Genomic DNA, 12926 nt, shown 5'->3' on the forward strand with positions numbered 1-12926 from the left:
CCGATCCGCTCACGTGAGGAACCCGTCCGTGTCCTGTGAACCCAGCGTCGCCCCCGCACCGCAGGAGCGCGCGTGCCCGCAGTGGGTGACGCAGCCGGACGTCGCCGAGCGCGCACGGCTGCTGAGCGAGCGGTTCGAGCGGGCCTTCGGACGACCGCCGGTGGGGGTCTGGGCGGCCCCCGGGCGCGCGAACCTCATGGGGGAGTACATCGACTTCTCGGGCGGCATGTGCCTGCCCTTCGCCCACCAGTACGTCACGCTGACGGCCGCCGCCCCGCGCACGGACGGGATGCTGCGCGCCCACTCCCTGCAGGACACGGACGAGTCCGTCGCGGACGCGCGGCTGCGCGCCGTGCCCGTGGCGGAGGTGGCCCCCGGCGGGACCAGCGGCTGGTTCGGCTACGCGGCCGGGGTCGCGTGGGGAATGAACCGGGTGGCCACGGGCCGCTCGGCCCATCCCGTGGCGGTCCCGGAGCTCGCGCTCGCGCCGGGATTCGGTGCTGATCTCATGGTGGACTCCACGGTGCCCATCGGCGCCGGTCTCGCCTCCTCCGCCGCGCTCGAGTGCTCCGTGGCGCTCGCGCTCTTCTCGCTGAGCACCGGCGAGGACCACCCGGACGACCGCCTGCGCCGCGCCCTGGCCCGCGCGTGCATGGACGCGGAGAACTACATCGTGGGAGCCAACACCGGCGGCCTGGACCAGACGGCCTCCCTGCGCTCGCAGCAGGGGGAGACGCTGGCCCTGGACTGCCGCGACTTCGACGTCGTGAGCCTGCCCGCCGATCCCGCCGCCGCCGGACTCACCTGGCTCGCCGTGGACACCCGCGCGCCCCACCGCCTCGCGGACGGCCAGTACAGCTCGCGCCGTGCGGAGTGCGAGGCGGCCGCGGCGGTCCTCGGCGTCGCCCGGCTGCGTGACGCCCTGCCTCCGCACCCCGGTGACGACGACGCCGCTGCCACCCTCGCGCGCTTCGACGCCCTCGTGGCGGCGGGCGCACCGCTGGACGGTGACCCGGAGGGCGTCCGGCTGCGGCTGCGGCACTCGCTCACGGAGATGGTGCGCTCGGTGCAGATCGCGGACGAGCTGGGCTCCGCGGACCCGGACTGGCGGCTCGTGGGCCGTCTGCTCGTGGCCGGCCACGAGTCCATGCGCCTGGACTGCCGGGTCTCGGTCCCCGAGCTCGACGCCGCCGTGACCGGATGCCTCGACGCCGGCGCCCTCGGTGCCAAGGTCGTGGGCGGCGGCTTCGGAGGCTCCGTCCTGGCCCTCGCCCGCACTGAGGACGTGGACGCGCTCGCAGCCTCCGTGTGCGAACGCTTCGGCGCTCGCGGCTTCCGTGACCCGCTGTTCCTGACCCTCACCCCCTCACCGGCGGGACGCCGGATCGTCTGAGCGGCCCGCACCGGTCTGCAATTGCCGTGCGGACGTGCCCGGGCGAGACTCGTGCGAGAGAATAACCGTCAGACGCCGCTCCGGTCGCACCGGATGAGCACGACCGCCCGGGAGGCCCCATGTTCGCAGCGCACACCTCAGCCCGTCACCTGAAGCGGGGGCGCGCGGCCCAGAAGCGGGGCAACGATGCCGCCGCGCGGGAGGCCTTCGCGGACGCCCTGCGGGTGGCCCGCCTGGGCGAGGCGTGGGCGGCGGCCGGGGAGGCGGCGTCGGCCCTGGGGGACCTGGAGCGCGACGCCGGCAACCTCTCCGCGGCCGAGCACCACTACCGCACCGGCGAGGTGCAGTACCGCCGGGCCCCGCGCACCGCGCAGACCGTGGGTGGGCGGGTGCGGTGCCTGGAGGAGCTCGGGGACGTGCTGCTCGCGGAGGGCCGCCCGTGGGACGCCTACCGGGTGTTCCGCGAGGGGGCCGACGCCGCCGGCGTGGATCCCGCGCGGTCGGCCGGTGCGGGGGACGGCCCCGTGTTTGTGACCCGCGAGGACCTGCGCTGGACCTCTCACCTGGCCACCGCGGCGCAGGCGGCGGGACGTCGGAAGATCGCCACCGAGCACTACGAGGCCGTGCTGGCGGGCTGCGAACGCCGCCGGGACGTCGCCGGGCAGATCCTGTGCTGGCGGGGGCTCGCCCGCCTGGCGGAGGAGGCCATGGCGTGGCGCGAGGCGGCGCATGCGCTCACGCGGGCGTCGAGCCTGTACTCGTCGCTGCCGGACCCGGAGGCCCACACGGACGAGTGGGTCGCGTGCCTGCGGGAGCTGGGGGCGGTGTGCAAGACGCTGGGCCGCCGGGACGAGCAGGTCCGCGCGTTCAAGCTCGCGGTGCGTCTCGAGCAGATTGCGGCCTCCGGGAACGGACGAGCCGGGGACGCTCTGGTCTGACGGGGCGGCGGGCACCGCGGTGCCGCCGGCCGTGGGACCGGGCCGCGCGGCGTCGTCGTCGGTCGCTCGTCCCCGGGGCGGAAGCCGGTTGCGCGCAAGTGAGACAATGTCAGGCGATGAGCACCGACACGTCTGAGACCACGGACCGCGAACCGGCCGTGCTGAACCTGAAACCGCTGCACCTGGGCCTGCTGACCGTGGACGTCCCCGTGGTGCTGGCACCCATGGCCGGGGTGACCAACAAGTCCTTCCGCACGCTGTGCCGCGAGTACGGCGGGGGGCTGTACGTGACCGAGATGGTCACCGCGCGTGCCCTGGTGGAGCGCCGCCCTGAGTCCCTGCGGATCATCCACCACGACCCGGACGAGACCCCGCGCTCCATCCAGATCTACGGGGTGGACGCCGTGAACGTGGGCAGGGCGGTGCGGATGGTCGCGGAGGAGGACCGCGCGGACCACATCGACCTGAACTTCGGCTGCCCCGTGCCCAAGGTCACCAAGCGCGGCGGGGGCTCCGCCCTGCCGTGGAAGACGGACCTGTTCCGCGCGATCGTGAGCACCGCCGTGCGCGAGGCGGGGGAGATTCCGGTGACGGTGAAGATGCGCATCGGCATCGACGACGAGCACCAGACCTACCTGGACGCCGGGCGCATGGCGCGCGACGAGGGCGTGGCCGCGGTGGCCCTGCACGGGCGCACCCTGGAGCAGCACTACTCGGGCACCGCGAACTGGGACGCCATCGCCCGGCTGCGGGAGGCCCTGCCGGACATCCCCGTGCTCGGCAACGGGGACATCTTCTCCGCCGAGGACGCCGTGGCCATGGTGGAGCACACGGGAGTGGACGGCGTCGTCGTGGGCCGCGGCTGCCAGGGCCGCCCGTGGCTGTTCGGCGACCTGCAGGCCGCGTTCGAGGGCAGCCCGCGCCGGTTCCGGCCGGGCGTGCGCAAGGTCGCGGACACGGTCTACCGGCACGCGGAGCTGCTCGCGGAGGAGTTCGGGGACGAGGCCAAGGGCTGCCGCGAGATCCGCAAGCACGTGTCCTGGTACTTCAAGGGCTACCCCGTGGGCGGGGAGCTGCGCGCGAAGATGGCGCAGGTCCCGGACCTTGCGGCGCTGCGCGAGCTGCTCGACCAGCTGGACCTGGACGCCCCGTACCCGGGTGCGGACGTCGAGGGGCCGCGCGGGCGTGCGGGCTCGCCCAAGAAACCGCACCTGCCGGACGGCTGGCTGGACTCCAGGATCCTCGGCGACGCCGAGCGCCTGGGTCTCGTGGCCGCCGAACTCGACGTCTCCGGAGGCTGATCACGCTGCACACCCCCGACCGCCTGGGCATCCTGTCTCCCGGCTACGAGCCCTCGGACACCGAGCGCTTCGTCACCGAGGACCACCACAACCGCCACCGCAGCCACTTCGAGCGCGACCGCGCCCGGGTGCTGCACAGCTCCGCGCTGCGCCGGCTCGCCGCGAAGACCCAGGTGGTCTCGCCGCAGAGCGACGACTTCGTGCGCAACCGCCTCACCCACTCGCTGGAGGTCGCCCAGATCGGGCGGGAGCTCGGCAAGGCGCTGGGCTGCGACCCGGACGTCGTGGACGCCGCGTGCCTGTCCCACGACCTCGGCCACCCGCCGTTCGGCCACAACGGGGAGACGGTGCTCGCGCAGCTGACCCGGGGGATCGGCGGCTTCGAGGGCAACGCCCAGACGCTGCGGCTGCTCGTGCGCCTGGAACCCAAGATCCTCACCCCGCAGGGGGAGCCGGCCGGGCTGAACCTCACCCGCGCCACGCTCGACGCCACCTGCAAGTACCCGTGGTCCGCCGCGGACGCCCCGCCCCGCCCGGACGGGCGCCCTAACCGGAAGTTCGGCGCGTACGAGGACGACCTCCCCGTGTTCGAGTGGTTCCGCGAGGGCGCGGTGCAGGGCCGCAAGTGCCTGGAGGCCCAGGTCATGGACCTCGCGGACGACATCTCCTACAGCGTGCACGACGTCGAGGACGCCGTGGCCGCCCACGCCCTGCACCTGGAGGCGCTCGCGGACACGCGCCAGCGCGCCCGCGTGGTCGAGTGTGCGCGCAGCTGGTACGTCCCGGAGGCCACGGAGACCGAGCTCGACGCCGCCCTGTCCCGGCTCGAGGCCACGAGCGCCTGGGTGCCCCACATGGACGGCACGCGCGCGGACCTCGCCCGCCTGAAGAACATGACGAGCCAGCTGATTGGCCGCTTCGCGATGTCCGCGGTGGAGGCCACCCGGGAGATCGCGGGGGACGACCGCCTCACCCGCTACCGGGCCTCGCTCGTGGTGCCGTGGGAGACCGAGCTGGAGATCGCCGTGCTCAAGGGCATCGCCACCGCGTTCGTCATGACGGTGCGCGACGCCCTGCCCCTCTACGACAACCAGCACGAGATTCTCACCATCCTGGTGGAGGCCCTGATGCAGACGGACGGACGCTTCCTCGCACCCGAGTTCGCCGCGGACTGGCGAGGGATCGGGGACGGTCCCGGTGCGGAGGCCGCGCGGCTGCGACTGGTCGTGGACCAGATCGCGTGCCTCACGGACCGCTCCGCCGTGGCCCTGCACGACCGCATCCTGGGGGCGAACTGGCGCACGGGGGACAAGCCGCTCTGGTGAGGGGGAGCGCCCTGCACACCCGCCCGAGCGGCGTCGGGCGGGTTTGACGCGTTGCCTAAACTGGCCGAGTGGCCGGACTGATCAAGCGTGAAGACATCGACGAGGTTCGCGCGCGCACGGACATCCGCGAGGTCGTCGAGCAGTACGTGACCCTCAAGCCCGCGGGCATCGGATCGTACAAGGGACTGTGCCCGTTCCACGACGAACGCTCGCCGTCCTTCCACGTCAGGCCGCAGATGGGCACGTACCACTGCTTCGGCTGCGACGAGTCCGGGGACGTCATCGCGTTCCTCATGGAGATGGACCACACGCCGTTCACGGAGACGGTCGAGCGGCTCGCGGCGCGCATCGGCTACGAGCTGCACTACGAGCAGGGCGGGGCACCCAACCGCGAGGAGGTGGGCCGCCGCCAGCGCCTGCTGGACGCCCACAAGGTGGCCGCCGAGTTCTTCCAGCGCAACCTCTACACGCGCCAGGCCGCCGCCGCCCAGAAGTTCCTGGGGGAGCGGGGCTTCGACCAGGAGGCCGCGCGCACGTACGGCGTGGGCTACGCGCCGCAGGGCTGGTCCCACCTGCTGCAGCACCTGCGCAACCACGGTTTCACGGACCAGGAGCTCAAGCTCACGGGCATGTTCTCGGAGGGCAACCGCGGGCTCTACGACCGGTTCCGTGGCCGCCTGATCTGGCCCATCCGCGCGGTGGCCGGGGAGGTCATCGGCTTCGGGGCGCGCAAGCTCTACGACGACGACCAGGGCCCCAAGTACCTCAACACCCCCGAGACGCAGCTCTACAAGAAGTCCCAAGTGCTCTACGGCATCGACCTCGCCAAGCGGCCCATCGCCAAGTCCAAGCAGGTGGTCGTGGTGGAGGGCTACACGGACGTCATGGCCTGCCACCTGGCCGGCGTCACCACCGCGGTGGCCACGTGCGGCACGGCGTTCGGTGCGGAGCACATCAAAATCGTGCGCCGCTTCCTCTCCGACGACTCCGCCGGCGGGGAGGTGGTCTTCACCTTCGACGGCGACGCCGCCGGGCAGAAGGCCGCGCTGCGCGCCTTCCAGGAGGACCAGCGCTTCGTGGCCCAGACCTACGTGGCCGTGGAGCCCCACGGGATGGACCCGTGCGAGCTCCGCCTGGCGCGCGGGGACGTGGCCGTGCGCGACCTCGTGGACACGCGCACCCCCCTGTTCGAGTTCGCGCTGCGGGCCACGATCAAGGAGTACGACGTCGACAGCCTCGAGGGGCGGCTGCGCGCCATGCGCGCGTGCGCGCCCATCGTCGCGCAGATCCGCGACCCCTCCCTGCGCCCCGCCTACGCGCGGGAGCTCTCCGGGTGGCTCGGGATCGAGACGGACGAGGTGATGCGCGCGGTGAGCGCGGCGGCGAAGACCGCGCAGCGCGCCGGCTCGGGGCACGCCGGTCCCGGTCCTGCCGGTTCCGGTTCTACAGGTCCCGGTTCTCCTGGTCCCGGGGCCGACGGAGCCCGGTCCCGGCAGCGGGGGCAGGAGCCCGGGCGCGGGGCCGGGGGCGGTGAACCGCGCGGCTCGCAGGGCGCGCCCGGTGACCGCGGCGGATCCCCGGAGGAGTCGCAGGGACCCCGTCCCGTGGAGCTGCCCGATCCCCGGGAACCCGTGTCCCGCATGGAGCGGGAGGCCCTGGAAGTGGTGCTGCAGGTCCCGGACCTCGTGCCGCACCCGTACTGGGGCCACTTCGAGTCCGCGGGCATGACCTACCGGGTCCACCAGGTCATGCACGACGCCGTGGTGGCAGCCCGCGCGGAGCTCGGAGAACAGGTCCAGGGCGGGCGGGCCTGGCTGGAGGCCGTGCGGAACCACCTGCCCGAACCGCTGCACGGCTACCTGGCGCAGCTGTCCGTGACACCGCTGCCCGCGGCCACCGAGCAGCAGATGCGCAACTATGCCGTGGGGGTGCTGACCTCGCTCGTGGAGATGCACATCAACCGGGAGAAGTCGGACAAGCTCGCGCACCTCAACCGGCTCAACGCCCAGCGCGAACCCGACCTCTACCAGCGGCTCAACCGCGAGCTGCTGGACCTGGAACTGCAGCGGCGCAGCCTCATGGGAGTGTGACCCCGCCGCCGGAGCCGCTGGGGCGCGGAGCCGCGTGGCCGGGCGATTTGAGGAAGCCCGGAGGGGGCTGTAAAGTATCGTCTCGTTGCTGAGCAACACGTGCATTCCCCCGTAGCTCAATTGGCAGAGCATTCGACTGTTAATCGAAGGGTTACTGGTTCGAGTCCAGTCGGGGGAGCCACCACGGAGGCCTCCTCCCCGGAAGGGGAGGGGGCCTTTTGCGTGCCCTCTTCCGCCCGGACCGGTTCGGCCGTGCCAGATCCCCTGTGGCCTCGTGGCCCTGTGACGGAGCGGTGGTGTGCGTCCGCCCTCCCGCGTCTAGGGTGTGAGTGCGCGACCGCGGGAGGTTCCGGTCATATGCAACGGATCCTGCGCCGTCACACCACCCCTGATCTCCTGGCCCAAGGACTTCCGCGATGACCGACTTCGAGTCAACCTCTTCACCACAGGCCGCCGCCTCCGGACGCGGCGCCACCGCCGTGCAGCAGAGCCCGGAACCACAGTCCCCAGCGCCGCAGGCACCGGCCCCCGCTCCCACGCCGCGGCAGATGTGGCACGACCCCTACGGCCGGTCCGCCATCCGGGTGCTGCAGACGCTGATCCTGGCAGTGGCGATCGGGCTGGTCGTGTGGCTGGCCGCAACGCTGAAGATCGTGGTGCTGCCGCTGCTCCTGGCCGTCATCATCGCGTCGGCCATGCACCCGATCATGCGGTTCCTCCGTAGGCGGGCCGGTTTCAACCGCATCTGGTCGGCGATCACCGGTCTGCTGGGCATCCTGGTGGGACTGGGCGCCGTGCTGTTCGGCATCGCGCTGACGGTGCGCAACGAGTGGTCCGACCTCGCGCAGAAGACCCAGGAGGGCGTGAACAAGCTGGTGGAGATCCTCACCGGCTGGGGCATCCCGCTGGACAACACCCACCTGAACGAGTACTTCACCCAGGCCACCGAGTTCCTCAAGAACAGTGGTGCAGAGTCCAGCGCACTGTCCGGTGTCTCCGTGGTCACGGAGATCCTCACCGGTGCGCTGCTGATGATTGTGATGCTGTTCTTCTTCCTGCTGGACGGAGAACGCATGGCCGGTTTCCTGGTGGGGTTCCTGCCGGAGCGGCTGAGGGAGCGGGCCAACCAGGCCGGGCGCGCCTCCGTGCACGTGCTGGGCAGGTACATCCGGGGCACCGTGGTCATCGCGGCTTTCGCAGCTGTGTGCGACCTGATCACGATGCTCGTCATGCGGGTGCCGCTGGCCTTCCCCCTGGCTGCCCTGATCTTCCTGGGCGCCTTCATCCCCATCGTCGGAGCCCTGGTCACCGGGCTGGCGGCCGCGCTGGTGGCGCTGGTGGCGGCCGGGCCGGTCGCCTCGATCGTGCTGGTCGTCGTGGTGATCCTCGTGAACCAGGTCGAGCACCACATCCTCCAGCCCAAGGTCATGGGCACCGCACTGGGCCTGCACGGCATTGTGATCATCGCGGCCCTGGCCATCGGCGCACACGAGGGCGGGGTGGCCGGCGCGCTGCTGGCGGTTCCCCTCACAGCGGTGGTCTGGGCCAGCTTCAAGACCTTCCGGGACATGCGCGACGGCGCCCCGGGCAAGTTGCCCGCAGAGGATGACGAGGCGGCACCGGCCGCGCAGGCCTGACCCAGCACCGTCGTCCCTCCCACCGCATGGCCGCGCGCCGGGGCGCGCGATCACCCCACTCATCTCACCTGGTGAACCGCTCGCCTGTGAAGATGCCCGGAATTTCCCCACCCACTAGTGGTGAGACCCGCATCACAGGTAGTGGAGGAGGATCACCGTGACGGAACAGACCCCGGCCGAGGGAGTGGGTATCGTTCCTCCGCAGGTCAGCGGCACGTCCGGCGGGCAGGGCGCCGAGCGGCTGAGGCGCGTCAAGCAGCGCATCCGTGAGGCCGCGGAGCAGGTGCACGACGACGTCGTGGACCTGAGCCACGCGGTGCACGCGGACCCGGAGATCGCCTTCGAAGAGACTCGCACTGCCGCGAAGCTCACCACGGTCCTTGAACGGCACGGTTTCAGTGTGGAGACCGGGGTGGCGAACCTGGACACAGCGTTCGTGGCGTCCTACGGGACGGGACCGTTCGTCGTCGGCATCTGCGCGGAGATGGACGCGCTGCCCGGCGTGGGGCACGCGTGCGGACACAACATCATTGCCGCCTCAGGCGTGCTGGCGGGAATCAGCCTGGCCCCGGTCGCGGACGAGCTGGACCTCACCGTGAAGGTCTTCGGCACCCCCGCCGAGGAGTACGGCGGCGGCAAGGTCCTCATGCTGAACCAGGGGGTGTTCGACGGCGTCCACGCGGCCATGATGCTGCACCCGGGCGAGGAGGAGAACGCGGACCACGTGACGCGAGCTGTCGTGGACCTGGAGATCGAGTACACGGGCAAGCCGGCCCACTCCGCCGAGGCGCCACACCAGGGCGTCAACGCGGGGGACGCCGCCACCGTGGCGCAGGTGGCCATCGGGCTGCTGCGTCAGCACCTGCAGCCCGGTGAACTCGTGCACGGCATCGTACGCAGCGCCGGTGACGCTCCCAACGTGGTCCCGCACCGCGCCCGCCTGGCCTACGACGCCCGCGCGGACACGGTTGCCCAGCTCGAGGGCCCCGGCGGCGCCAAGGAACGTCTGCTCCGCTGCTTCGAGGCCGGCGCGCTGGCCACCGGCTGCACGCTGGAGGTCCACGACGACTGGCCCGCGTTCTCCGAGTTCCGCAATGACGACCCCATGGTCGCCGCGTACCGCGCCAACGCCGAGTCCCTGGGCCGTGTCTTCACGGACGCGCCCATGAGCGAACGACGGCGGACGGCCGGGTCCACGGACATGGGCAACGTCTCGCTGCGGGTTCCGGCGATCCACCCCACCATCCTCGTGGAGGCGGAGGGCGCCACGTGCCACGAGCCGGAGTTCGAGCGCTACTGTGCACTGCCGGCGGCCGACCAGGCCATGTGGGAGGGCGGCCTGTGCCTCGCGTGGACCGCGGCGGACATGGCCGCGGACCCCGTCCAGCGGGCCCGTCTGGTCCGCACCGCGGAGGAGCTGGCGTCCCGTGACTGATTCCCCCGAGAGCAACCAGAGCCTCGCGGACCGCTCGCGGGAGTCCACGCCCACGGCGGCGCAGACCATCGTGCCGCGGCGTCGCCGGATCCCCGCCGGGCGGAAGGCCCTGTGGTGGGCGGTGTGCCTGTTCCCGTTCCTCGCGGCATTCGTGCTGCAGTGGCTGCCCGCGCTGAACGGCCCCCACCTGGTCCTGGGCATCCCCGTGATCATGTGGTGGACCTGCATCCCGTGCAGTCTGCTGATCTGCGGGTTCCTGTGCATCGTGGAGTTCACGCGGACGGACCAGGACCGCGAGGAGGTCCTGGACCTGCTCGCCTCCCGCGTAGGGGACGAGCGGCCCGCCGCGGCGCGGGCGGCCTCACGCGGCGTCGGCCCCGCCGTCGCAGGCCACGAGACCAGCACCCACAACCCGCAGGAGGCCCGGTGAACACCATCGTCGTCGTCACCCTCGGTGGCATCCTCCTGATCGCCGCCCTCGGCTTCCTGGGCAGGCGCAGCCCCGACCGCGACCTCGCGGAGTGGACCGTGGGCGGGCACAACTTCGGCACCACCACCACGTGGCTGCTGCAGGCCGGGGAGGTCTTCACCACCTTCACGTTCCTGGGCACCGCGGGCCTCGTGGTCTCCGGCGGCGCGGCGTCCTTCTACTCCATGCCGTACGTGCCCCTGGGCTACATCGCCATGTACTTCATCGGACCCAAGATCTGGCGCCTCGCCCGCGCCCGAGGACACCTCACCCAGGCGGACTTCCTGCAGGACGTCTACAACTCGCGGTTCCTGGGGATCCTGGTGGCGGTGGCCGGCGTCGTCTTCCTGCTGCCGTACCTGCAGCTGCAGATCACCGGGCTTGGGCTGATCGTGGAGCTCGTGACCGGCAACGGCTCCCTGGGCAACTGGTCAATGGTGATCGCATTCGTCCTGGTGGTGGCCTTCGTCCTGTGGTCCGGGCTGCGCGGGGTGGCCACCACCGCGTACTTCAAGGACGTGCTGATGATCCTCATGCTCTTCGTGGTGTGCATCGCCGTGCCGATCCACTACACCGGGGGCTTCACGAACGTCTTCCACACCGTGCAGGATCAGATGCCGCAGATGCTCTCGGTCCACGGGACGCAGGAGTACGGGATCCCGTGGTACATCTCCAACATGGCCATCAGCGCCATCGGCTGCGCGTTCATCACCATGCCCAACGACTGGCCCCCGGTGCTCTCCGCCCGCAGCTCCACCGTGCTGCGCCGGAACTACCTGTTCCTGCCGTTCTACAACACGCTGATCGTGATGCCCCTGGTCGTGGGCTACGTGGCGCTCGTGATCCTGGGGCCCGGCGCGGATCCGGACAGCTCCCTGCTCACCCTGGCCTCCGGGGTCTTCCCGGAGTGGCTCATGGGTGTCCTGGCGGTGGCCGGCATCGCCACGGCCATGGTGCCCTCGGCGTCCCTGCTGATCGCGATCGGCACCCTCGTCTCCCGCAACCTGGTCCGCGCGCGCACGGAGAAGGCGCAGTTCGCCACCACGCAGATCACCGTGGTGGTGGCCACGGCCGCGGCGCTCGGCCTCGCGGTGGCCATGCCGGACCTGCTGGCCAACCTGCTGCTGCTCACGTTCTCCGGGATGGACCAGCTCGCCCCGGCCCTGCTGCTGCGCCGTCGGGTCGCGGCGTCGTCGATCCTCGCCGGCGCGCTCACGGGCCTCGCGCTCGTGATCGGCTACACCTTCTGGTGGTCGCTGCCGTGGGCCATCAGCGAGGGCATCATTGGTCTTGCCGCGAACATCGTGGTGGTGGTCCTGTGCGAGGTGTTCCGGCGCGTGCGCACCGGACAGCCGGCGCCCCTGCGGGGGGAGGAGGAGCGGGAGCTGCTCCGCGCCTGAGCGTGGACGGTTCGCCCGCGGGATGCTGTGGCCGCGCTCGGCGCCCAGCACGACGTCGTGCGGCAGCAGAGCGCCCCGGGCCCGGCCGAAAGAAGGCAGGGCCCGGGGTGTGCGTCACCTCGTGCGGGGAACCTCAGTACCAGGACGGCTTCGGACCCTCGGTGCCGGGCTTGTCGATGGCGAGGTCCGTCCGGGCGTACTCGTCGGGGTGCGCCACGGCTTCGGCGACCAGCGCGGCCACGCTCTTGCGGGAGACTTCGGTGCCCTTGGGCTGCTCGCCGCGGGGCGTGGTCTGGTAGTCGATCTCGTCGCGGTCCGTGAGCCAGGTGGGGCGCACGATGGTGTAGTCGAGGTCCGAGGCCTCGATCATGTCCGCGGCGCGGCGGTAGACCTTCAGCATGGGACCGACCATGCTCTGGTTCCACGTGTTGAACGGCTCGGGCAGCTCGTCGTAGATGCCCAGGGCGAGCACGAACACGAGCCGGCGGACCCCGGCGTCGTCCATCGCGGAGATGATCGCCTCCGCCTGACGGTCCACGTCACCGGCGAGGTTGGCGTAGACGGCGTCCTGGCCCTGCATGACGGAGCCGAGTGCGTCGGCGTCGAGGACGTCGCCCTCCACCACGCGGGCACCCTCCGGCGCGTCGACCTTCTTCGGGGTGCGGGCGAGAAGCGTCAGGGTGTCTCCCTGGGCGGCGAGCATGGGCAGGGCCTGGCGGGCGATCTGGCCCGAGGCGCCGAGGACCAGGACGTTGGTCATGATGACTCCTGATGCTCTGGAGAACTGGGTGTCGGTCGCGTGACCGCACAGCATGTGAGCCCCGCGACTGGCCCGCCGGGGGTGACCGCCGGACCTCCTGCCAGCGTAGGAGGGGCAGCTGAGCCAGTCCACAGCTCGACCCCCGGAGCCGCGCGGGTAGAGTGAACCGCTGGTGCTC

Annotated in this window: 10 protein-coding genes and 1 tRNA gene; 10 read left to right on the forward strand and 1 reads right to left on the reverse strand. The window is 71.7% G+C overall.

The features are described 5' to 3' along the window. Positions 1-28: 28 nt before the first annotated feature. The 10 genes from KVA01_RS09350 to KVA01_RS09395 all read left to right on the forward strand — a co-directional run bounded on the left by KVA01_RS09350 (position 29) and on the right by KVA01_RS09395 (position 11988). Complete coding sequence (locus KVA01_RS09350) at positions 29-1393, forward strand: galactokinase (RefSeq protein WP_233438830.1); 1365 nt, start codon at positions 29-31, stop codon at positions 1391-1393. Positions 1394-1512: 119 nt separating this feature from the next. Next, a complete protein-coding gene (locus tag KVA01_RS09355) occupies positions 1513-2331 on the forward strand; it encodes a hypothetical protein (RefSeq protein WP_141269937.1) in 819 nt (272 codons plus the stop codon). Between the two features lie 116 nt (positions 2332-2447). Then, positions 2448-3632: a tRNA dihydrouridine synthase DusB gene (gene dusB / locus KVA01_RS09360; RefSeq protein WP_068470693.1), complete on the forward strand. Its 1185-nt coding sequence runs from the start codon at positions 2448-2450 to the stop codon at positions 3630-3632. A gap of 5 nt (positions 3633-3637) precedes the next feature. Continuing rightward, entirely contained in the window at positions 3638-4957 is a 1320-nt protein-coding gene (locus KVA01_RS09365) for a deoxyguanosinetriphosphate triphosphohydrolase (RefSeq protein ID WP_068470883.1), read from the forward strand. Positions 4958-5025: 68 nt separating this feature from the next. After that, positions 5026-7047, forward strand: a complete 2022-nt coding sequence (gene dnaG, locus KVA01_RS09370) for a DNA primase (RefSeq protein WP_141269939.1) — start codon at positions 5026-5028, stop codon at positions 7045-7047. 105 nt (positions 7048-7152) lie between these two features. Further along, positions 7153-7228: transfer RNA gene (locus KVA01_RS09375), tRNA-Asn, on the forward strand. A 235-nt stretch (positions 7229-7463) separates the two neighbouring features. Next, the gene (locus tag KVA01_RS09380; protein ID WP_141269941.1) at positions 7464-8684 is read left to right on the forward strand and encodes an AI-2E family transporter; all 1221 of its coding nucleotides are present in this window, start codon (positions 7464-7466) and stop codon (positions 8682-8684) included. Between the two features lie 157 nt (positions 8685-8841). Further along, positions 8842-10119 (forward strand): M20 family metallopeptidase, encoded by a 1278-nt coding sequence (locus KVA01_RS09385; RefSeq protein ID WP_141269943.1) that lies wholly within the window; start codon positions 8842-8844, stop codon positions 10117-10119. Then, positions 10112-10549, forward strand: coding sequence for a hypothetical protein (locus KVA01_RS09390; protein ID WP_141269945.1), 438 nt, complete (start codon positions 10112-10114; stop codon positions 10547-10549). Before KVA01_RS09385 ends, KVA01_RS09390 begins: the two co-directional genes overlap by 8 nt. After that, positions 10546-11988 (forward strand): sodium:solute symporter family protein, encoded by a 1443-nt coding sequence (locus tag KVA01_RS09395; protein ID WP_174805722.1) that lies wholly within the window; start codon positions 10546-10548, stop codon positions 11986-11988. Before KVA01_RS09390 ends, KVA01_RS09395 begins: the two co-directional genes overlap by 4 nt. 133 nt (positions 11989-12121) lie before the next feature. Here KVA01_RS09395 and KVA01_RS09400 read toward each other — a convergent pair whose 3' ends face one another. Then, complete coding sequence (locus KVA01_RS09400) at positions 12122-12748, reverse strand: NAD(P)H-binding protein (protein WP_068470705.1); 627 nt, start codon at positions 12746-12748, stop codon at positions 12122-12124. Between the last annotated feature and the right edge of the window lie 178 nt (positions 12749-12926).

The organism is Kocuria varians (assembly GCF_006539885.1).
Classification (GTDB): domain Bacteria; phylum Actinomycetota; class Actinomycetes; order Actinomycetales; family Micrococcaceae; genus Kocuria; species Kocuria varians.

Bases quoted from the DNA above. Each gene is read 5' to 3' on its own strand.
- KVA01_RS09380 (WP_141269941.1), top strand. From the start codon at position 7,464: ATGACCGACTTCGAGTCAACCTCTTCACCACAGGCCGCCGCCTCCGGA.
- dusB (WP_068470693.1), top strand. From the start codon at position 2,448: ATGAGCACCGACACGTCTGAGACCACGGACCGCGAACCGGCCGTGCTG.
- KVA01_RS09400 (WP_068470705.1), bottom strand. From the start codon at position 12,748: ATGACCAACGTCCTGGTCCTCGGCGCCTCGGGCCAGATCGCCCGCCAG.
- KVA01_RS09355 (WP_141269937.1), top strand. From the start codon at position 1,513: ATGTTCGCAGCGCACACCTCAGCCCGTCACCTGAAGCGGGGGCGCGCG.